This is a genomic window from Enterobacter cloacae complex sp. 385G4 (genome assembly GCF_057320665.1).
In genome coordinates this window covers 410,288-431,823 of record NZ_JBXWDD010000001.1, presented here as the reverse complement: position 1 = coordinate 431,823, position 21,536 = coordinate 410,288, and the positions used below count along the sequence as shown (strand labels likewise).

The window sequence follows — 21,536 nt, the reverse complement described above, 5'->3', positions numbered from 1 at the left end:
CCGGGTGGGGCTAAGCCTCATCCGGCGCGTTTGTTTCCCAGCTTCGGTGAGCAACGCGCCACCAGAGCAGGACGGCGGCCAGCGCAATCGCGCTCAGGACACTGAATGCCGTCGCAAACGAGTAATGACCGGCGATAGTGCCGGTTAACGCCGGGCTCATGGCTGCCCCCACTCCCTGCATCAGCATCACCACACTCTGCCCGGCATTAACGTGCCCGCTTCCGCGCAGCAGCACCACAATAAACGACGGTACGACGACACCCAGGATCCCGGCGGCGAGACCGTCGAGAATTTGTACCGGGATCATCATTAACGGCGCGTCGGTCGATGCCGCCAGCGCCGCGCGCACCGGCATAACCATCAGCGCCAGCATAATTAAGCGCCAGTAGCCGTAGCGTTCTATTCGGCCTGCAACCCAGATGGCAACGGGGATCATCACCGCCTGCGAGATGATGACGGTGCCTGCCGCGTACAGGCCAGGGTTGATCGAGGCGGGTGCCGCGGCCACCCTCATGCTCAGCATCGGCAGCAGTGCGGCATTCGCCAGGTGGAACAGCAGTAGCGTCAGTCCGGTCACAAACAGCGCCCGGTTTTTAATCAGCACCGCGAAGCCGGGGACAGGAACGCTACCTGAGGATGAAAGCCCTCGCGCCGCATCGTTATCAATGTCCCCGTTGCGGATGGCAAGCAGCGCGCAGAGCGTCAGCAGCGTCGTGCAGGTCATCAGCAGGAAAATCCCCCCGACGCCCCAGTACCAGGCAATGCCGCCTGCTATCACTGCGGTGACAAAATTGCCGCCGTGATTAAACGCCTCATTTTTGCCCATCTGCGCGCTGAACCCGCGCTGGCCGGTCAGGCCCAGCGTAATCCCGGCGATGAGCGGCCCGACAAACGCCGCGCAGATGCCGGTGACCATTTGTGAGACGGCAACAACGCTGGTCTGCTGGCTAAACCAGAGCAGCAGCGTACTCAGGGTGATCAAAGTGCAGAGCAGCGCCAGCACGGCGCGTTTGTTCCGCGAAGTGTCAGTAATTACCCCCGCCGGGAGCGTAGCCAGCAATCCCGCCAGCCCACCGGCAGTCATCAGGATGCCGATATCATCGGGGCTCCAGTGGCGTTCTGTCAGAAAGATACCGAGAAAAGGACCAAGGCCATCACGGACATCCGCAATGAAAAAACTTGTCAGGCATAACGCCCGCAGCGAACGAAGAGACATACTTCCTGCCTGTAAAATATCCGGCTCGCGTTTCGCGATGACCCGCGTCCAGACGATCGTACAATAAAATTAAAAATGTAGCGTAGCGCTGCTTATTGAAAATCAGATGACGGCCCAAAAGACCGGATTAACCAGGGAGGCTACGCGTCACACCAGCCTCCAACGAGCTGTAGCAAAATGTGAATAGCCGCCGGGAACATCAACAGGAAGAGTAAAACTGTCACCACAGCAATCGCCATCAGAAACTCCTTTTAAATTTTTCGTTTTACGAAATCGTAGTCAGTATTTTTAAATTGTCACTGACGCTCGGCTATTTTCTTCATTATTCACGGGGACGCCCCTTTTTATTAGCGCCCCCGTTGCTGGTTTGATTAAAATTCGCGTTTAAAACGCCGGAGCTTTACCTTTTGATTATGCTTTTGCTGCTCAAATAGCAAAGTTTTCCGTCATCTGCTTCAGTGCCCTGGACTGCTCGGTCAGCGCCTGCGATGCCGCTGCGGACTGCTCAACGAGCGCCGCATTACCCTGCGTCACGCCATCCATCTGGGTGACAGCAGCGCTGATTTGCATGATGCCCTGCATTTGCTCAACCGAGGCCATTGAAAGACTGTCCATAGTTTCAGCAAGCGTAGCCACGTTGCTCGCAGCCCGCAAAATCGTCTCTGCCGTTCTGGATGCCACCGACACACCGTTATCGACATCCTCAACGGCATGCTCAATCAGCGCCCCAATTTCTTTGGACGCCGTTGCGCTGCGCTGAGCGAGATTTCTGACTTCCGTCGCCACCACGGCGAAGCCACGACCATGCTCGCCGGCACGTGCAGCCTCGACCGCCGCATTCAGCGCCAGAATATTAGTCTGGAAAGCAATCCCTTCTATAACGCTGGTGATTTCCTTTATCTTCAGGGCGTTAGCCGAGATATTCTGCATCGTTTCGCTCATTTCGCCCACGGCAGACTCACCTTCACGTGCCAGTGCTTCCGTCTTTCTTGCTGACGTTGCCGTATGCTCCGCGACCTCGGTATTGTTCCGAACGGTCATCGTCAACTGTTCCATGCTGGCGGCAGTCTGCTGCAACGCCGCCGCCTGCTCCTCGGTACGAGACGATAACTCCATATTACCCTGCTCGATCTCACCGGCAGCCAGATCCACCGACGTCGCGGCCTCTTTGATTTCCGTGACAAGGGTTTTCAACTGGGTCTGCATGTTGTCCAGAGCCGCAAGCAGCGTGCCGGTTTCATCCATCCGGGTAATACGTATGGTTGAGGTGAGATCGCCAGCGGCAATGGTGTTCGCCGTATTCACGGCCTGCTTTAGCGGTCGGAGAATACTGCGCGACAGCAAAATGCCCGTCAGCAGCGCGGTGACAACCGCCGCAATCATTCCCAGGATTATCATCATGCGCGTACGGAAGCGTTCTTCAGCCAGTCGGGTTTGACGTTCAGCCATAATGCGGTACTCGTCGTTCAGCGCTTGCTGAATAACACCCCGCATGGCGTCCATTTGCTCTTTTCCGGTATTACGCTCCAGGCTACTGATGAACGCATCCATATCTTCCCCCACGCGGGATACGCTCTCTCTTCGCTGGATTAACGGCAGTGCAAATGATCTTTTCCATTCTTCTTCAAGCCTGGAGAGGGTGGTTAATTTTTGCTGCTGCGACGGGTTATCACGCGTAAGCCCTGCAATTTCGTCAACTTTGCTTTTAAACCTCTCATCCCCCTGCGTGAAGGGTTGAAGAACGTCCTGATTGCCGGTGAGCGCAAAACCGCGAATGCCGGTTTCCATGTTGATCAGGTTTTCGGTTACGGAGCGAAGGTTATCGACCACTTTATAGCTATGAACGTTGAGCTTGCTGACGGCCGTCACTCTGTCAAAGCTCAAATAGAGCAGCCCGCAGACGACGGACATTAAAACCACAATTGCGCCAAATGCTATGGTAAGCCGGGTGCCGATGTTGAGATTTTTAAACATGACTCTTCCTTAATAATTAGCATAGGTTCATCTTCTGGAGATGAATTTTAATAACGGCTTATTTTTTGTGGTTAATGGAAATGGGTTTCCACCACGACCACACCCATGCTAATCGGCAGAGAGAATTAATACTTTAGGCTGAGATAAAAATATAATAAACATCTTTTTGCGATGATTCTTATATGCAATAAACGGCCATGTACCAGTCAGCATAAATAATTAAATAAACTTGCGAGCATTATAAAATTGAGATTGGTAAAAGCGCCTAAATTTAAGCACATTTAATATAAATATATTTCAAACTATTAATAAATGTAAATTTCAGTTCTTTTTTTGACCATTTTCGGACTTTCAGACCTATAAAAAAACCGGGCGCGGGGCCCGGTTATCTTCTTAGCTAAAAGTGACTTTATGCGCTCAACCCGCGATTCTCCAGCATCGGTTCAATCTTCGGATCGTGTCCGCGCCAGTTTCGATAAAGTTCGGCTAAATCAGCGCTGTTGCCGCGAGACAAAATCGCCTCGCGGAATTTCTGCCCGTTTTCACGCGTCAATCCACCCTGTTCGACAAACCACTGATAGCCATCGTCCGCCAGCATTTGTGTCCACAGGTAGGCGTAGTACCCCGCCGCGTAGCCGCCGCCGAAGATATGGGCAAAGTAGCTGCTGCGATAGCGCGGCGGTACAGCGGGCAGATCCAGCCCCTCTTTTTTCAACGCCGCGGCTTCGAATTCTTCAACGTTCGACACGGCTTCGCTGATGCCGTGCCAGTTCATGTCCAGCAGCGCCGCACTCAGCAGCTCCGTCATGTCATAACCCTTGTTGAAATGGGTCGCGTTGAGCATGCTTTCCCGCAGCGCGTCCGGCATGGGGTCACCGGTTTCGTAATGACGGGCATAGTGGCTAAACACCTGAGGATGGCTGGCCCAGTGCTCATTGATTTGCGACGGGAATTCAACGAAATCACGCGGCGTATTGGTACCGGACAGCGTGGCGAAGCGCTGGCTGGCAAACAGACCGTGCAGGGTATGGCCAAACTCGTGGAACAGGGTTATTACGTCATCCCAGGAGAGAAGCGCTACGCCGCCGTTACCCGGCTTTTGGTAGTTGCAGACGTTGTAGATCACCGGGCGGGCTGCAAACTCAAAGGACTGCTCGACGAAATTGCCCATCCAGGCCCCGCCCTGCTTGGAATCGCGGGCGAAGAAGTCGCCGTAAAACAGCGCCATGCCCTCACCGGTATGGTCAAAAATTTCCCATACGCGGACGTCAGGGTGATAAACCGGAATGTCGAAACGCTCCACAAAACGAATGCCAAACAGCTGGCTGGCCACCCAGAATACACCGTCCTGCAATACGGTATTGAGCGCAAAATAGGGTCGAATCTGCGATTCATCGAGGGCGTACTTCGCCTGGCGCACGCGCTCGGCATAAAAGGCCCAGTCCCAGGCCTGCACGGTGAAGCCACCCTGCTCGTCGTCGATGACCTTCTGAATATCGGCCTGCTCGCGTTCAGCGCGGGCGCGGGCGGCAGGCACAATGCCGCGCATAAATTCCAGCGCGGCGGCCGGGGTTTTCGCCATCTGGTCGGCGATGCTCCAGCTGGCGTAATCCTCAAAGCCGAGCAGACGGGCCTGGCGCGCCCGCAGCGCCGTAAGGCGCAGGATCAGCGTGCGGGTGTCGTTTTCATCCCCTTTCTGGGTGCGCGTCCAGCCGGCGTTGAACAGGTTTTCGCGCGTCTGCCGATTGCGCAGCGCGGCTAGCGCAGGCTGCTGTGTCGTATTCAGGAGCGGGATCAGCCAGCGGTCGTTAAGCCCTTTTTCCGCGGCGGCCTGCGCCGCAGCAGCAATCTCTTCGGCGCTAAGGCCTTCAAGCTGGTGCGCGTAATCCACCACCAGCCCGCCCGCGTTGTTAGCGGCCAGCAGGCGCTGGTTAAACTGGCTGGTCAGGGACGCGGCCTCGGTATTCAACGCCTTCAGCTCGGCTTTTTCCGCTTCATTCAGGCGCGCGCCGGCCAGAATAAAGCGCTGGTACGTCTCCTCGACCAGCCGACGGGATTCGGCATCCAGCGCGGCGCGGTCCTGCCAGACGCTCTCGACGCGGGCGAAAAGAGTGTCGTTCAGCCAGATGTCGTTCGCCAGCGCGGCAAGTTCGGTGGAGAGCTGCTCCTCCAGTTCCTGCAGGTACGCATTGGTATGCGCGGAGGTCATGGCGAAGAAAACGCTGCTGACGCGCGCGAGCATGACGCCGCTTTTCTCCAGCGCCAGCACGGTGTTAGTGAAGTCTGGCGCAGCGGTGTGAGAGACTATCGCCTCTATGTCCGCCCGCTTCTGGCGAAGCGCTTCATCGAAGGCCGGACGATAATGCTCGTCTTTGATGGTATCGAAATGGGGAGCCTGGTAAGGCAGCAGGCTGATGTCAAAAAAGGGGTTGGTGGCCGTCATCTTTCACTCCTCCGAACGGATATCTTCCCAGAGTAGGCCAGGCCGCCATCGCCTGCAACGCCGTCATACAAATGTTGCCTTAACGCACCCTCTGCGGGCGTGCTATGTTAGTACAACACAAAAAGCGTTGAGGAACAGTGAGATGATTATTTTAGTTACCGGGGCAACGGCAGGTTTTGGTGAAAGCATCACGCGTCGCTTCGTCGCCAACGGGCATAAGGTGATTGCAACGGGCCGTCGTCAGGAGCGCCTGCAGGAGCTGAAGGACGATTTAGGTGACAGTATCCTGACCGCGCAGCTGGACGTGCGTAACCGTGCGGCCATTGAAGAGATGATTGCCAGCCTGCCGGCAGAGTGGCGTGCCATCGACGTGCTGGTCAACAACGCCGGTCTGGCGCTGGGCATGGAGCCTGCCCACAAAGCCAGCGTTGAAGACTGGGAAAACATGATCGACACCAACAACAAAGGGCTGGTGTACATGACCCGCGCGGTGCTGCCGGGCATGGTCGAGCGCAACCGCGGCCACATTATCAACATCGGTTCTACCGCCGGGAGTTGGCCTTACGCGGGCGGTAATGTCTACGGCGCGACCAAAGCGTTTGTGCGCCAGTTCAGCCTGAACCTGCGCACCGACCTGCACGGCACCGCCATTCGCGTCACCGATATCGAGCCGGGGCTGGTAGGCGGCACCGAATTCTCCAACGTGCGCTTCAAGGGCGATGACGCGAAAGCGGATAAAACCTACGAAAACGCCAACGCCCTGACGCCGGAAGACGTCACCGAAACGGTCTGGTGGGTCGCAACGCTGCCAAAACACGTCAACATCAATACCGTGGAAATGATGCCGGTCAGCCAGAGTTTTGCCGGACTTAGCGTCCATCGTGGCTAAATAAGCCCTTCCCGGCCCGCGGGCCGGGTCTGTTTCGGGTCATAAAAGAATGGTAGTATGTTCGGGCTAACTCTCTGAGAAATGACAACTCATGGCCGCTGAAACGCAACTCAATCCCACCCAGCCCGTAAACCAGCAAATCTATCGCATTTTGCGACGTGATATTGTCCATTGCCTGATCCCACCGGGAACGCCGCTTTCTGAAAAAGAGGTCTCCGTGCGTTTTGACGTGTCCCGTCAGCCGGTGCGTGAAGCGTTTATTAAGCTTGCGGAGAACGGTCTGATTCAGATCCGCCCGCAGCGCGGCAGCTACGTGAACAAAATTTCACTCTCACAGGTGCGCAACGGCTGTTTCGTACGCCAGGCAATTGAATGCGCGGTGGTGCGCCGTGCCGCGACGCTCATTAATGACAACCAGTGTTACCTGCTGGAGCAAAACCTGCATCAGCAGCGCATTGCGATTGATCGTAAACAGCTCAACGATTTCTTCCAGCTTGATGATGAGTTTCACCAGAAGCTGGCGCAAATTGCAGACTGCCAGCTGGCCTGGGATACCATTGAGAACATCAAGGCCACCATTGACCGGGTGCGCTACATGAGCCTCGATCACGTCTCCCCGCCGGAAATGCTGCTCCGCCAGCATCACGATATTTTCAGCGCGCTGGAAAAACGCGACCCGGACGGCGTGGAAAAAGCGATGACCCTCCATCTGCAGGAGATAGGCGAATCCGTGCAGCTTATTCGTCAGGAAAATAGCGAGTGGTTTAGCGAAGAGTGATATTTGCCGCCCTTTTGGCGGGCGGCGCCGTAATTAACGAACGACTAACACCGGAATTGTGGCGTAGCGCAGAATAGATTCCGCATTTGACCCCAGCAGATGGGTGGTGATGCCCGGATTTTTTGACCCGATGACAATCACGTCATATTTCCCTTCTTTGCTCAGCTTGATAATTTCATCGCGGACGCTGCCAAAACGAACCAGAGTGTGGATATTCTCCGGGGAGATATCGAACAGTCGTTTTAACTCGTTCATTTTCTTCCCGGATTCTGCGCTCATATACTCTTCAAACTTTTTAATATCGGCGTTGAATCCGCGCAGCAGAGACCGGCTGCTGGCAGGCAGAATATTGACCAGGGTAATCGACGCGCCCTCGGCCTTCGCGAGGTTAGCCGCGTGGCGAACCGCTTTGTCGCTTAAATCCATTTCAAACACGTCAACAGGCATCAAAATCTTCTTATACATAAGCCTGACTCCTTATTCCGATGAAGGGTTATTTCCTGCAACCAGAATGGCATCGGGAATATAAACCAATCCTCAACGCTTCCCCGTAGAAACTATCAATAAGTGAAAATAACGGTCTGCTTTGTAAATTGCCGTCGTGAAGGGTCAACGCCCCATGTAATAAAGAAAAAAGTGTGAGTTTGATCAAAAACAAAAACATGACTGGCAGACAAGCGTATTTATAGTGCCCCGTGAACGGCAAAACCTGAAATAGCGCCGTAACGGATAGTTTAGAGAGGAGAAAATACCATGATGACATACGACCGTAACCGCAATGCAATCACCACCGGCAGCCGCGTCATGATTAGCGGCACCGGCAAAACCGGCGTGATTAAGGCGATCCACAGCGACGGACTGGATGCCGCGCAGGTGCGCCGTGGCAAAACGGTGGAAGTGGAAGGATGCGAAGGTAAGTTCGAACCAATTGAACTGATTCGTCTGGGTATGCACTAAATTGTGCGCCGACATGCCGCCGCGAACGGCGGCATGTGTTGAATTACAGGTGCGACACGTACTCCGCCACCGTGGTCTTTGCCCCCTTCTGCAGCAGCGTCTGATACGCGCTCATCACGGCATCTGTGAAGGCTTTTTCTCGCGGCAACTCTTTCCCAAAAATGGCCTCAATGCCGAGCAGCGCGTTAACCCGGCTTTCCCCTTCGGCACTTCGCTTCACCGCCGCCTGAATCACCGCCAGCTGCGGATCGCTCACGTCAATAGCGTTACCCTGTTCGTCCACGCCGCCGACATAGCGCATCCACCCAGCCACGCCCAGCGCCAGCAGTGGGAAAGGCGTCTGGTGCACCAGGTGCCAGCGCGCGGGATCCAGCATCCGCTGCGGAAGCTTCTGGCTGCCGTCCATCGCAATTTGCCAGGTACGGTGGCGCAGGGCCGGATTGCTGTAGCGGGCAATCAGGAGATCGGCATAGTGTCCTAAATCGACGCCTTTGACCTTCAGCGTAGGCGCCTGCTCGTTAAGCATCAGCGCGTGCGCGGCGACGCGATAGTTTTCGTCTTCCATACACTCATTGATGTGCTGATAACCGGCCAGATAGCCCAGGTACGCCAGGAAAGAGTGGCTGCCGTTGAGCATGCGTAGCTTCATCTCTTCAAACGGGATCACGTCTGAAACCAGTTCGGCTCCGGCTTTTTCCCATTCAGGACGCCCGGCCACAAAGTTATCCTCGATAACCCACTGGCGGAACGGCTCGCAGGCCACCGCTGCCGGATCGCGTACGCCGGTCAGCTGCGCGATTTTATCCAGCGTATCGGGTGTGACCGCCGGTACGATGCGGTCCACCATGGTTGACGGGAAGGTGACGTTAGCCTCGATCCAGTCCGCCAGCTCGCCGTCTACCGCCCGGGCGTACGCGCAGGTGACATTGCGCATCACGTGACCGTTCTCCGGCATGTTGTCGCAGGACATCACGCTAAACGCGGGCAGCCCCGCCGCTTTACGGCGCGCCAGCGCTTCCACCACCACGCCCGGCGCGGATTTCGGCTGATGCGGGTTTTGCAGGTCGGCAACGATGAAAGGATGATCGAGCATCAGTTGCCCGGTTGCCGGAGAGTGGCAGTAGCCTTTTTCGGTGATGGTCAGCGAGACAATCGCCACCTGCGGTTCACACATTGCCGCCAGCACGCTTTCCAGCCCGTCGACCTGCGCGTGCAGGGCCTTTTTGACTATGCCAACCACGCGGGACGTCCAGCCATCGGCAGACATTTCCGCTACGGTGTAGAGGTTATCCTGCGCCTTCAGGTCGGCAATCTGCTGCTCGCCGCCAATCAGGTTAACCTCACAGTACCCCCAGTCGCTGCCGTGTTCAGCCGCGAGGATGTCCGCATACACCGCCTGATGCGCGCGGTGAAATGCGCCGAAGCCTAAATGTACAATGCGTGCTTTAAGGCTGTCGCGATCGTACTTAGGCAGCGTCGCGTTGGCCTGTAATAAGGTGTTTTCCATGATTAAGACTCGCTAATTAGAAAGCTGTGGATCGCTGCCGCCCCCAGTCCAGAGCGGCAGCGCCTGCTGACTACACCAACTAGAATGGCAGTCGGGGTAAAAAATTACTGCCATCAACCATACTGATACTGCCGTTTGAGTTTTTGATTTATATTAACTTTTGCTCAGGTGGTGTGACATAAACAAAAAGTTGTGTGATAAGTCACGAAAGATATAAACCACTAGCGTCGCGTGGAGAACGCGCCGTAACCCACGCGCTCTTTCGGCGCGGCCTCCGCGGCATCTTCAGCCGCGCTGAGGTCGCGGTCGCGGACTTCCGGCATCAGGAACGCCGAAACCAGCCCAATCACGGAATAAGCCACCAGCATGGCTACAATCGGCCACCAGGAACACGTCATATTGCAGAAAATCCCCGCCAGTACCGGGCCAAAGCCCACCGCCACCAGACCTCCCGCCTCCTTGGAGATAGCCATACGGGTAAAGCGATTTCGCGAGCCAAACATCTCCGCCATGGTGATATTTTCCAGCGCAAACAGCCCCAGCACGGCGAAATTATGGATAACGATGATCGAGAGCATGATTGTCCCCGGAGCGTAGCTCTTATCGACGATAATCGACAGCATCGGGTACGCCAGAATAATGGCGGAGATATTGAGGATAATGTACGGCAGCCTGCGCCCCACTTTATCGGAAAGCCAGCCCAGCAGCGGGATGGAGATAAACCCAAGAATGGAACTTATCATCAACGCGTCGGTGGGAATCGCTTTATCGAACAGCAGCGTCTGGACCAGATAGCCCGCGAGGAAGGTCTGGATCAGCCCCGAGTTGCCCGCCTGACCGAAACGCAGGCCGGTCGCCAGCCAGAAGGATTTACTTTTCACCATTGAACCCAGCGAGGTGTCCGGCTGCACGGTTTCTGCATCGTTTACTTTCTCAAAGACCGGGCTCTCCTTGAGGTTCATTCGCAGCCAGATGGCAAAGATCATCACCACGACGCTGGCAAGGAACGGCACGCGCCAGCCCCAGGCGAGCAGCTGTTCACGATCGAGGGCGAAGAACATAATGGCCCAGATCGCCGTGGCGCTCAGCGTCCCGCAGTTAGTCCCCATCGCCACCAGCGAGGAGATGATGCCGCGTTTCCCTTTCGGGGCGTACTCCGCCAGCATGGTCCCGGCCCCGGAGATCTCCGCCCCGGCGCCCAGCCCCTGAATGATACGCAGCGTCACCAGCAGTACGGGCGCAAAAATGCCGATCTGCGCGTAGGTCGGCAGCACGCCAATCAGCGTGGTGCAGATCCCCATCATGGTGATGGTGATAAACAGCACCTTTTTACGACCAATGCTGTCGCCCATTCTGCCGAAGATAAATGCCCCGACGATACGCGCGATGTAGCCCGCGCCGTAGGTTCCCATCGCCAGAATCAGCGCCATCGCGGCCGACTGTTCCGGGAAGAAGATTTCATGAAATACCAGCGCCGCCCCCAGCGAGTAGAGCTGGAAATCCATAAACTCCAGCGCGGTGCCCAGCCAGCCGGAGACGGCGGCTTTCACCAGATCTGAGGTGGTTCTTTGAGGTTGTGCTTGCGTCATAATGGCTATCTCTAAAGGTAAGATGCGTACCACTGAGAGCCCGTCTTCGCGGGCTCTTAACCGCGTGTAGGGTTATTGCCCGAACGTCAGTAAAACCTTGCAGCACTGCCGCTGGTCTTTTTCAAACAGTTCGATGGCGTCTGTTACATGGTGATAGTCAAAGGTATGGGTGATCAGTTTTTCCGGGTCGATCAGCCCTTTTTCAAGCCAGTCGATGACGACCGGGAATTTGTTGGCATTGAGGCGCGAGGAGAAGATCGCCAGCTCTTTACCGGTAATCCCCTGCTGGACTATCTGGCTCGGCTCGCTGGAGAAGCCCATCAGCACGATGCGCGCCGCCGGGGAAGCCAGGATGACCGCCTCCTGCAAAATCGACGGATGACAGGCGGCATCAATAATCAGCGTCGGCTTGATGCCTTTTTCGTCCAGCGCGGCCTGCAGCGACGTTTCGCCGTTATTAAAGACCCAGTCCGCGCCGCTGCGCTGGGCCATGGCCAGACGCTCATTGATTCTGTCGACGACGATTACCTGCTTCACGTTGTAGACGCCCTTCAGCGCCTGTACGGTGACCAGTCCCATCGGCCCTGCGCCGTAGATAAGCGCAACGTCCTGTTCGGTAGGGCTAGCCTGCCCCGTCACGTTGGCGGCAATGGTGAAAGGTTCAACCATCACGGCGTGTTTATCCGGGATCGCATCCGGGATGCGCCAGGCATTTTTAGCGGGCACGGCGGCATATTCGCTGAATCCGCCGTCTCGGTGGACGCCCAGCACCACCAGCGAGGTGCAGACGTTAGGCTTGCCGACGGAGCACGGGTAGCAGTGCCCGCAGCTGATCACCGGATCCACCGAAACGCGCTCCCCTAACCGGGACGGTTCTACGCCCTCGCCCACGGCGTCGATCGTGCCAAAAAACTCGTGGCCAATCACGCGCGGATATTTTGCAAACGGATTATGCCCGCGGTAGATGTGGCTGTCTGACCCGCAGATCCCGGCCAGCTTGATTTTGACGCGGACTTCCCCTGCGCCTGGCTCCGGGCGGGGACGCTCTTCAATTACCAGCTGGTTCGGCTGTTGAATCACTACGCTTTTCATCGTTTGCTCCTCGGTTACCAGTTCCACAGCGTGCCGTCTTCGAGACGGGCCACCGGCAGATAGGCCGGATCGTACGGGTATTTCGCCGCCAGCTTTTCATCAAACTCAATGCCCAGCCCCGGCTTCTCGCCCGGGTGCATATAGCCGTTATCAAAGCGCCAGCTGTGCGGGAAGACTTCCAGCATCTGTTCGGAGTATCCCATATATTCCTGCACGCCGAAGTTCGGCACCCACAGGTCGAAATGCAGCGCGGCCGCGTGGCAGATCGGCGACAGATCGGACGGGCCGTGCGAGCCGGTACGCACCTGATAGAGCGACGCGAAGTCCGCGATGCGGCGCATCCCGGTGATCCCCCCCGCATGGGTGATAGTGGTGCGGATATAGTCGATAAGCTGCTCTTCGATAAGCTGCTTGCAGTCCCAGATGCTGTTGAACACCTCGCCCACCGCAATTGGCGTGACGGTATGCTGGCGGATCAGGCGGAAGCACTCCTGGTTTTCCGCAGGCGTTGGGTCTTCCATCCAGAACATGCGGAACGCTTCGATACTCTTGCCGAAGCGCGCCGCTTCGATGGGCGTCAGGCGGTGGTGCATGTCGTGCAGGAGATGCTCATTGAAGCCAAATTTACTGCGCACCGCGTCAAACAGTTTTGGCGTGAAATCGAGGTATTTCTCGGTGGACCAGAGCTGCTCTTCCGGCCAGTCGCCTTTGGTGGCGGGCTCGTAGGCCAACCCCTTCCCTTTAGCCATGCCGTAGGTGGTTTTCATACCCGGCACGCCGCACTGGACGCGGATCGCCTTAAAGCCCATCTCCTTATGGCGGGCGTAATCTTCCAGCACGTCGTCAATGGTGTGCCCGGTGGTGTGGCAGTAGACCATTACGCCCTCACGGGATGCGCCGCCCAGCAGCTGGTAGAGCGGCATATTGGCCGCTTTGGCTTTGATGTCCCAGAGCGCCATATCCACAGCGGAGATAGCCGACATGGTGACCGGCCCGCGGCGCCAGTAGGCGCCCTTATAGAAGAATTGCCAGATATCTTCGATACGGTGCGCGTCGCGGCCAATCAGCTGCGGGCAGAGATGATCTTTCAGATAGGAAGCAACGGAGAGCTCACGCCCGTTCAGCGTGGCGTCACCGAGACCGACAATCCCCTCATCGGTGGTGATTTTAAGGGTGACAAAGTTTCGCCCCGGGCAGGTAACAAACACGTCAGCCGCGACAATCTTCATAATTCCTTTCCTTACATCGTTCGTTGTGATGCTGGAAATTTACCCACCAACCCTACTACCATACAAGTATAATGATCATAAAATCAGCTAACGATCACAAAACCCGGGGGGCTCAAGCACGGCCCCATCCCGCCACAATAATCAGCATACCGCACAGGGCAATCAGCGCCCCGGCCCAGTCATATGCGCTGAGTTTGACGCCGTCCACCACGCGCAGCCACAGCAGCGCCGTGCAGACATAGACGCCGCCGTAAGCCGCGTAAACGCGCCCACTGGCCGCCGGATGCAGCGTTAACAGCCAGACAAACAGAGCCAGCGCGACGCCCGCCGGGATCAGCAGCAGTGCGCTTCCCCCCTTCTTCAGCCAGAGCCAGGGCAGGAAGCAACCGATGATTTCGCATAGCGCGGTGGCAAAAAAAAGCAGCGTCGTTTTGAGCATATTTCACGTCAGGTGAGGATTTATTTAACCATCATACCTGATGATGCCCTTTACTTTTCCATACCCGTGTCGCGGGTATGCCGTTATTGCTCTTTGGTGTAGAATCTGAACGGGGAAACTTGCTCATCTGCACCCATTTAAAAGGAAACGCTATGACTACATTAAGCAAACGCCTTTGTCTGACAGCCCTGCTGGCGCTGTCATCGTTCGCCTTTGCCGCCTCTGCGACAGCGGAAACCAGCAAGCTCATTATTGAGTCTGGTGACAGCGCGCAAAGCCGCCAGAACGCCGCGATGGACAAAGAACAATGGAATGACACCCGCAGCCTTCGTCAGAAGGTCAACAAACGTGCTGAAAAAGAGTGGGACAAAGAAGATGTCGCCTTTGACGCACGCGATAAGTGTCAGCAAAGTGCGAACGTCAATGCCTACTGGGAGCCGAACACCCTGCGCTGCCTGGATCGCCGCACTGGTCGTACGGTAGCCCCATAATGTCGGCGCCCTGTGACGTAAAACTCCGGCCGCTGGAGCGTGAAGACCTGCGCTTTGTCCACCAGCTTGACAATAACGCCAGCGTGATGCGCTACTGGTTCGAAGAGCCGTACGAGGCCTTTGTCGAGTTGTCGGATCTTTACGACAAGCACATTCACGATCAGAGCGAACGTCGTTTTGTGGTGGAGTGTGAAGGCGACAAAGCCGGGCTGGTGGAGCTGGTTGAGATCAACCACGTTCACCGCCGGGCGGAGTTCCAGATCATTATTTCGCCGGAGCACCAGGGGAAAGGCCTGGCCTCCCGGGCGGCGAAGCTGGCGATGGATTACGGATTCAACGTCCTGAATCTCTACAAGCTTTATCTGATCGTGGATAAAGAGAACGAAAAAGCGATCCATATCTACCGCAAGCTGGGCTTTATGGTAGAAGGCGAGCTGATTCATGAGTTCTTTATCAACGGTGAATACCGCAATACCATCCGCATGTGCATTTTCCAGCATCAGCATCTGGCCGGTCACAAGCCGTCAGGCGCCAGCCTGCTGAAACCAACCGCGCAGTAGCCTGCGCGGTTTCATTCTCAATAATACTCAATCGTGTTTTTGATGGTGTACTTGCGCTCAACGGCGGGTTTGACGCTGTCGTCCGTGATCGTCAGATCGCAGCTCACCGGATTATTGTGGCGATCGTAGTCGCAGCTCTGCGTCACGTTGCCCAGAGGCTTATCGTTTAACAGGCTCACGGCCGAGTAATCCATTCTTTTGCGCAAATCCTTAGACGGCGTCGACTGTACCGATAAATGCTGATCCCCGGAGACGGTGGTTTTGCCCAGCGGGTAGCCATCCGCATCGTAGCGGTACTTCACCTCCATCTCTTTACCATGTGCGGCCACCACGAAGCCGTTGTCATCGGTATCCCACGTCACCCCGGCAGACGGCAGTTCGGCCAGCTGGCATTTGCCCTGCAGCTTCACCTTACGCTGCTGGGTTTCTGCATCGATGTAGTAGTTGGCATCCAGCACCAGCGCTACGCCCGTATTAGCCTCCAGGTCGTGCAGCTCCAGCGTATCGAAACACCCTTCCGCCGACACGGTGCCGGTGACCCGTTTGGACACTTCACCCTTCTCGTTGAACAGCGTCTGGGTAAAATCCTTGACCGGGCCGCGAAGAGGGTCGAAATCGAATTCGTTCGAAAAACTCGCCATCTCGGGCGTAAACGACAGCGGCGCGGAGTTGTTATCACACCCTGCGAGAGTAGCTGCCAGGAGCGTTATCGCTGCATATTTCTTCACATTCTTTACCAATACAGAGAGATTATTCCCAATCATATTAGCAAATACAGTTGTTTACACGAAGCCTGCTAAAATTAATCTCTACACAGAGAAAAGGAGCTACAGATGAAACGGTTACCCTGGATTACCGCCCTGCTGTTAATGAGTGCCTCAACGGCCGCGCTGGCGGCACCGGACTCCTGCGAGCGCGTGAAAAGCGACATTCAGCAGAAGATCATCAACAACGGCGTGCCGGAGTCAGGTTTTACGCTGAACATTGTGCCGAACGATCAGGCTGACCAGCCGGACGCTCAGGTGGTGGGCCACTGTGCCAACGACACCTTTAAAATTTTGTACACCCGTACGGGCAGCGGGGCGGCGTCCGGCAATCAGGATAATGCGCCGGCTGAACCTCAGTAAATCACCGTCAATCCCCTTTGATTTGACAAGGATTAATATTTAATACCTCCAAATAAGTAACACTCACCCCATCATTAGCCCGGTTATCGTTTCGGGAAAAATAATATGTAATCACAATGGTGGGGTGAGCCATGTCCGATATCGAACATCACGGCGGGATTAGCCGTCGAACACTCGTGAAATCTACGGCGATAGGTTCTCTGGCGCTTGCCGCTGGCGGAATTTCGTTGCCTTTTGGACTGAAAAGCGCCGCAGCCGCGGTACAAAATGCAATGAAACCGGCAGAAGATAAAGTGGTCTGGGGCGCCTGTTCGGTCAACTGCGGTAGCCGCTGTGCGCTGCGTCTGCACGTCCGCGATGACGAAGTGTACTGGGTCGAAACGGATAACACCGGTGAGGATATCTACGGCAATCACCAGGTCCGGGCCTGCCTGCGCGGGCGCTCTATTCGCCGCCGCATCAACCACCCTGACCGTCTGAACTACCCGATGAAACGCGTGGGTAAGCGGGGTGAAGGCAAGTTCGAGCGCATCAGCTGGGACGAAGCGCTGAACGTCATCACCACCAGCCTGAAAGACGTGGTCAGCAAGTACGGCAACGAAGCGGTGTATATTAATTACTCCTCCGGGATTGTCGGCGGCAATATCACCCGCTCCTCCCCTTACGCTTCGCTGGTGGCGCGCCTGATGAACTGCTACGGCGGTTTCCTGAGCCACTACGGCACCTACAGCACGGCGCAAATCGCCTGCGCGATGCCTTATACCTACGGCAGCAACGACGGCAACAGCACCTCGGATATCGAAAATACCAAACTGGTGGTGATGTTCGGCAATAACCCGGCGGAAACGCGCATGAGCGGCGGCGGGATTACTTACTATCTGGAGCAGGCCCGCGAGCGTTCTAACGCACGTATGATTGTCATCGACCCGCGCTACACCGATACGGCAGCCGGACGCGAAGACGAGTGGATCCCGATCCGTCCGGGTACCGATGCCGCCCTGGTGGCGGGGATTGCCTGGGTATTGATCGACGAAAACCTGGTGGACCAGCCGTTCCTGGACAAATACTGCGTTGGCTACGACGAAAAAACGCTGCCGGAAGGTGCCCCCGCGAATGGTCACTATAAAGCGTACATTCTCGGCCAGAGTGAGGACAACACGGCGAAAACGCCGGAGTGGGCCTCGCGCATCACCGGCATTCCTGCAGACCGCATCATTAAACTGGCCCGCGAGATTGGATCCGCGAAGCCGGCCTATATCTGCCAGGGCTGGGGACCACAGCGTCAGGCGAACGGTGAACTGACCTCCCGCGCCATCGCGATGCTGCCGATTCTGACCGGCAACGTGGGGATCAACGGCGGCAACAGTGGCGCCCGTGAATCGACCTACACCATCACTATCGAACGTATGCCGCTGCCGGAAAACCCGGTCAAAACGCAAATTTCCTGCTTCAGCTGGACGGACGCCATCGCCCGTGGCCCGGAAATGACCGCTCTGCGCGACGGGGTACGCGGTAAAGATAAGCTGGACGTACCGATTAAGTTCATCTGGAACTATGCGGGCAACACCATTATTAACCAGCACTCCGATATCAATAAAACCCACGATATTCTGCAGGACGAAAGTAAGTGCGAAACCATCGTGGTGATCGACAACTTTATGACCTCATCGGCGAAATACGCCGATATCCTGCTGCCAGATTTAATGACCGTCGAGCAGGAAGACATTATCCCTAACGATTACGCCGGGAACATGGGTTACCTGATTTTTCTCCAGCCCGTGACCGCGCCGAAGTTTGAGCGCAAGCCTATCTACTGGATCATGAGCGAAGTGGCGAAACGCCTCGGACCCGATATCCATCAGAAATTTACCGAAGGGCGAACGCAGGAAGAGTGGCTGCAGTATCTGTATGCCAAAATGCTCGCAAAAGATCCCACGCTGCCGTCCTATGACGAGCTGAAAAAAATGGGCATCTATAAGCGCAAAGATCCGAACGGACACTTTGTGGCCTATAAAAAATTCCGCGAGAACCCGGAAGCCAACCCGCTGAAAACGCCCTCAGGCAAGATTGAAATTTATTCCAGCAAGCTGGCGGATATTGCGGCGACCTGGGAGCTGGCAAAAGATGAGACCATCAGCCCGCTGCCCGTCTACGCATCCACCTTTGACGGCTGGGATGCGCCCGAGCGCGCGCAGTTCCCGCTGCAGCTGTTTGGCTTCCATTTTAAAGCCCGCACCCACTCGAGCTACGGTAACGTCGACGTGCTGCAAGCGGCCTGCCGCCAGGAGGTCTGGCTGAATCCCGTTGATGCCGCGAAACGTGGCATTAAAAACGGCGATACGGTGCGCGTCTTTAACGATCGCGGTGAGGTGAGAATAGAAGCGAAAGTCACGCCGCGCATCATGCCAGGCGTAAGCGCCATGGGCCAGGGAGCCTGGCACGATGCCAATATGAATGGCGATCGTATCGACCACGGCTCGTGTATCAACACCCTGACCACGCACCGCCCGTCACCGCTGGCAAAAGGCAACCCGCAGCACACCAATCTGGTGCAGATTGAGAAGGCGTAAGGGGTGAATTCTATGACCCTGGTTTATGCTTTGGTCTGTATTAATGGTTAATCACGTCGCGCGGACATAACCGCGCGAGCAAGGAAGGTTTAATGAAAGACGTCTCACACCGTGACTCGTTCGCGTTCAGCGCCCGCGTACTGGGCGCGCTGTTTTACTTCGCGCCTGACAGCGAGCAGACAGCCCCGCTGGTGCAGGCACTTACCGCTGGCGAATGGATTGAGGACTGGCCCCTGCCGCCGGAAACGCTGCTGCCCGTTGCCGAAACCTTTGCCTCATCTTCTGTTGAGCCGCTGACGGATGCCTGGCAACGGCTGTTTATTGGTCCTTATGCCCTGCCCGCTCCGCCGTGGGGTTCCGTCTGGCTGGACCGTGAATCCGTGCTGTTTGGCAATTCGACTCTCGCGCTGCGCCAGTGGATGCGGGAAAACAATATCGTGTTTCAGATGCAGCAAAATGAACCGGAAGATCATTTCGGCACCCTGCTGCTGCTGGCGGCATGGCTGGCCGAGAATGGCCGCGAGTCGGAGTGCGATCGGCTTCTGGCGTGGCATCTGCTGCCGTGGAGCACCCGCTTTCTGTCGGTGTTTGTCGACAACGCCGGGCATCCGTTCTATATCGCGCTCGGCAGGCTTGCGCAGCTGACGCTGGCGGACTGGCGATCGGCGTTGGTTGTTCCGGTTGCGGAAAAGACGTTGTACCGCTAAGGGATATGGCTTGCTCGCGGGTGGCGAGCAAGCCTTTAACCAGGGTTTGGTTGTGCATCACCACCTGATTCACTCACACTCTCTTTGCTTTGAATGAACCGGAGTGCCAAATAGAGGTCTGGCGCCAGAATCATGTCATCATCATTCATTGTTGGCCGACTTTCTTTAAACCAACGTGTTAATTCCGTTTTCCTGCCCGCAAGGATTAAGATAATCTGTCGGGCTTTCAGGTCACGCTTTAACTCATTAATGGTTGCCAGGACACTGATATCTGAATAGGTGAAGCAAGCCACGGCATCAATAACCACCCATTTAGGTTGTAATGCTGCACCATCAACCAGGTTCAATACCCGACGCTTAAAATAAGCCACATTAAAATAGGTCAACGGTGAGTTAAATCGATACATCAGCACGCCCGGGACCATTTTAATATCGGTTGTATTCCCTAATGAGTGGATCATTCCATTTTCGTCAGTCCCCAGTAAGTGCTCAGAGGGACGAAATACCGTACGCAGGAACTGTAACAGGCCAAGCAACACCGCAAGGCCGATCCCCTGAATTACACCGATGATTAAAACACAGCCAAACGTAAAGAAGGCCAGGCGAAATGCCTGTTTATTTCTTCGCCTCAGGTTCCATAACCCACGTAAATCAATTAATGACCACGATGCATACATTAGAACAATACCTAATGCAGATACCGGAATAAATTGTAATGGCTGCGTGAAAAATACCACCACTAAACCTATCAGTAAGGCCGCGACAATGGAAACCAGCTGACTTTTCCCCCCAACGGAATCATTAACCGCGGTCCGGGAATCTGCTCCACTGATGGCAAACCCCTGAGATAGCCCAGACATAATGTTCGCAATACCCAGTGCCCGGAACTCTGCATCAGCATTAATTTCATAGCCATTTTTCGCGGCGAAACTGCGAGCGGTCAGCATCAGACTGACAAAACTCACTAAAGCCAGGTTAAGCGCCGGGATCACTAATTCTCGCATCGGACCGGGCTGGAACGCACCCCAGTTAACGACGGGTAAACCAGGCTGGAAGCCATCCCCCCCAATCGTGGCAATACCATACTGTTGCGCAGATGTTCCCCATACCAGTATCGTTGTTATCACAATGGCAATCAGAGGTGCTGGCCAGTGGCTGCGATACGTTTTGATAACCATTAAAATAATTAACGTTAAAAGTGATATCCCTATTGTTAATACATGGCTGTCTAAAAGTCGGCCTGGCAAGGCCAGTATTTTCTCAATAACCTGCGCTTCATCGAGCTTGATCCCCAAAACCTTGCCTAATTGCCCGACAATAATCGTTACGGCTACGCCATTAAGCAACCCTGTAAGAATGGGATGAGAAAGGAGATCGGCAAGTGCACCCAGGTGAAATTTACTGGCAAGCAGGCACCACCCGCCCATCATCAACGTCATGACGATCGTCAGTTGCCAGTGCAGTTCAGGATTGCCTGCAGAAAGAGGAAACACGACGGCTGCAATCACGGCGCAGGTCGTTGCATCAGGGCCAACAATAAGCTGACGTGAAGAACCAAACAGTGCATAAGCTATCATCGGTAAAACGCAGGAATAGAGCCCCACTATTGCCCCAACACCTGCCAATTCAGCATAAGCAATAGCAACGGGTAGCGCTACAGCCGCAACGGATAATCCAGCTTTAACATCATGTTTTAGCCAGGTTTTATCGTAGGCTAATAAATTTTGTAACCCTGGCATGTACTTTAACAATAATTTTCCGAGCACTTTATTCTCCGGACAGGGATGATAGCCACGTAATATTGGCACACTTCTCAGTGAGGTTATGGTTTCCAAATGCTCCGGAGTCAGGTCGATGCCTCTCAGTTCTTAATAAAACGTCAGTCAACTCATTATTCTGACTACTGTTAAACATCATTTAAAAACTACCGCCCCATCATCTTTCCGGGGCGGCTCAAATTCGTCGCTA

The 21,536-nt window shown here is 55.5% G+C and carries 19 protein-coding genes; 8 read left to right on the top strand and 11 right to left on the bottom strand.

Annotated features, from left to right (window positions below; genetic code table 11):
* Positions 1 to 10: 10 nt before the first annotated feature.
* The 3 genes from AC2FAJ_RS02255 to dcp form a co-directional block, all read right to left on the bottom strand.
* The gene (locus AC2FAJ_RS02255) at positions 11 to 1,216 is read right to left on the bottom strand and encodes an MFS transporter (protein ID WP_485453763.1); all 1,206 of its coding nucleotides are present in this window, start codon (positions 1,214 to 1,216) and stop codon (positions 11 to 13) included.
* Between the two features lie 426 nt (positions 1,217 to 1,642).
* Positions 1,643 to 3,190 (bottom strand): methyl-accepting chemotaxis protein, encoded by a 1,548-nt coding sequence (locus AC2FAJ_RS02250; protein WP_485453762.1) that lies wholly within the window; start codon positions 3,188 to 3,190, stop codon positions 1,643 to 1,645.
* Positions 3,191 to 3,599: 409 nt separating this feature from the next.
* The gene (gene dcp, locus AC2FAJ_RS02245; protein WP_485453761.1) at positions 3,600 to 5,633 is read right to left on the bottom strand and encodes a peptidyl-dipeptidase Dcp; all 2,034 of its coding nucleotides are present in this window, start codon (positions 5,631 to 5,633) and stop codon (positions 3,600 to 3,602) included.
* Between the two features lie 142 nt (positions 5,634 to 5,775).
* Here dcp and ydfG point away from each other — a divergent pair, with 142 nt between their 5' ends.
* Both ydfG and AC2FAJ_RS02235 read left to right on the top strand, forming a co-directional pair.
* Positions 5,776 to 6,522 carry a bifunctional NADP-dependent 3-hydroxy acid dehydrogenase/3-hydroxypropionate dehydrogenase YdfG gene (gene ydfG / locus AC2FAJ_RS02240; protein WP_028013011.1) on the top strand — a complete coding sequence of 249 codons (747 nt, stop codon included), beginning with the start codon at positions 5,776 to 5,778 and terminating at the stop codon, positions 6,520 to 6,522.
* 91 nt (positions 6,523 to 6,613) lie between these two features.
* On the top strand, positions 6,614 to 7,300 hold the full coding sequence (locus AC2FAJ_RS02235) for a GntR family transcriptional regulator (protein ID WP_485453760.1): 687 nt from the start codon (positions 6,614 to 6,616) through the stop codon (positions 7,298 to 7,300).
* Between the two features lie 33 nt (positions 7,301 to 7,333).
* Here AC2FAJ_RS02235 and AC2FAJ_RS02230 read toward each other — a convergent pair whose 3' ends face one another.
* On the bottom strand, positions 7,334 to 7,765 hold the full coding sequence (locus AC2FAJ_RS02230; RefSeq protein WP_048956364.1) for a universal stress protein: 432 nt from the start codon (positions 7,763 to 7,765) through the stop codon (positions 7,334 to 7,336).
* Between the two features lie 288 nt (positions 7,766 to 8,053).
* On the opposite strand from AC2FAJ_RS02230, the gene ydfZ reads away from it, so the two are divergent.
* Positions 8,054 to 8,257: a putative selenium delivery protein YdfZ gene (ydfZ, locus tag AC2FAJ_RS02225; protein ID WP_028013008.1), complete on the top strand. Its 204-nt coding sequence runs from the start codon at positions 8,054 to 8,056 to the stop codon at positions 8,255 to 8,257.
* A gap of 43 nt (positions 8,258 to 8,300) precedes the next feature.
* Here ydfZ and AC2FAJ_RS02220 read toward each other — a convergent pair whose 3' ends face one another.
* The 5 genes from AC2FAJ_RS02220 to AC2FAJ_RS02200 form a co-directional block, all read right to left on the bottom strand.
* Complete coding sequence (locus AC2FAJ_RS02220) at positions 8,301 to 9,764, bottom strand: mannitol dehydrogenase family protein (protein ID WP_485453759.1); 1,464 nt, start codon at positions 9,762 to 9,764, stop codon at positions 8,301 to 8,303.
* A gap of 221 nt (positions 9,765 to 9,985) precedes the next feature.
* Positions 9,986 to 11,353 (bottom strand): MFS transporter, encoded by a 1,368-nt coding sequence (locus AC2FAJ_RS02215; protein ID WP_485453758.1) that lies wholly within the window; start codon positions 11,351 to 11,353, stop codon positions 9,986 to 9,988.
* Between the two features lie 72 nt (positions 11,354 to 11,425).
* Positions 11,426 to 12,445 (bottom strand): Zn-dependent oxidoreductase, encoded by a 1,020-nt coding sequence (locus AC2FAJ_RS02210; protein ID WP_059353879.1) that lies wholly within the window; start codon positions 12,443 to 12,445, stop codon positions 11,426 to 11,428.
* A gap of 14 nt (positions 12,446 to 12,459) precedes the next feature.
* Complete coding sequence (manD, locus tag AC2FAJ_RS02205; protein WP_028013004.1) at positions 12,460 to 13,674, bottom strand: D-mannonate dehydratase ManD; 1,215 nt, start codon at positions 13,672 to 13,674, stop codon at positions 12,460 to 12,462.
* A 112-nt stretch (positions 13,675 to 13,786) separates the two neighbouring features.
* Positions 13,787 to 14,113, bottom strand: a complete 327-nt coding sequence (locus AC2FAJ_RS02200; RefSeq protein WP_025757996.1) for a YnfA family protein — start codon at positions 14,111 to 14,113, stop codon at positions 13,787 to 13,789.
* A 152-nt stretch (positions 14,114 to 14,265) separates the two neighbouring features.
* Between AC2FAJ_RS02200 and AC2FAJ_RS02195 the strand changes: the two genes are divergently transcribed.
* Both AC2FAJ_RS02195 and speG read left to right on the top strand, forming a co-directional pair.
* Positions 14,266 to 14,604 (top strand): DUF1283 family protein, encoded by a 339-nt coding sequence (locus AC2FAJ_RS02195; RefSeq protein WP_008502414.1) that lies wholly within the window; start codon positions 14,266 to 14,268, stop codon positions 14,602 to 14,604.
* Complete coding sequence (gene speG, locus AC2FAJ_RS02190) at positions 14,604 to 15,164, top strand: spermidine N1-acetyltransferase (protein ID WP_041910220.1); 561 nt, start codon at positions 14,604 to 14,606, stop codon at positions 15,162 to 15,164. The genes AC2FAJ_RS02195 and speG overlap by 1 nt, the downstream gene beginning before the upstream one ends.
* 17 nt (positions 15,165 to 15,181) lie before the next feature.
* Here the strand turns inward: speG and AC2FAJ_RS02185 are convergent, their stop codons facing one another.
* The gene (locus tag AC2FAJ_RS02185) at positions 15,182 to 15,928 is read right to left on the bottom strand and encodes a YnfC family lipoprotein (RefSeq protein WP_032644870.1); all 747 of its coding nucleotides are present in this window, start codon (positions 15,926 to 15,928) and stop codon (positions 15,182 to 15,184) included.
* Positions 15,929 to 15,997: 69 nt separating this feature from the next.
* Between AC2FAJ_RS02185 and AC2FAJ_RS02180 the strand changes: the two genes are divergently transcribed.
* The 3 genes from AC2FAJ_RS02180 (at position 15,998) to dmsD (ending at position 19,568) form a co-directional block, all read left to right on the top strand.
* The gene (locus AC2FAJ_RS02180) at positions 15,998 to 16,291 is read left to right on the top strand and encodes a DUF1161 domain-containing protein (RefSeq protein WP_028013000.1); all 294 of its coding nucleotides are present in this window, start codon (positions 15,998 to 16,000) and stop codon (positions 16,289 to 16,291) included.
* Positions 16,292 to 16,422: 131 nt separating this feature from the next.
* Entirely contained in the window at positions 16,423 to 18,861 is a 2,439-nt protein-coding gene (gene ynfE / locus AC2FAJ_RS02175; protein WP_485453757.1) for a selenate/tellurate reductase subunit YnfE, read from the top strand.
* A 92-nt stretch (positions 18,862 to 18,953) separates the two neighbouring features.
* Complete coding sequence (gene dmsD / locus AC2FAJ_RS02170; RefSeq protein WP_485453756.1) at positions 18,954 to 19,568, top strand: Tat proofreading chaperone DmsD; 615 nt, start codon at positions 18,954 to 18,956, stop codon at positions 19,566 to 19,568.
* Between the two features lie 35 nt (positions 19,569 to 19,603).
* Here the strand turns inward: dmsD and AC2FAJ_RS02165 are convergent, their stop codons facing one another.
* A complete protein-coding gene (locus tag AC2FAJ_RS02165) occupies positions 19,604 to 21,334 on the bottom strand; it encodes a SulP family inorganic anion transporter (protein WP_485453755.1) in 1,731 nt (576 codons plus the stop codon).
* Between the last annotated feature and the right edge of the window lie 202 nt (positions 21,335 to 21,536).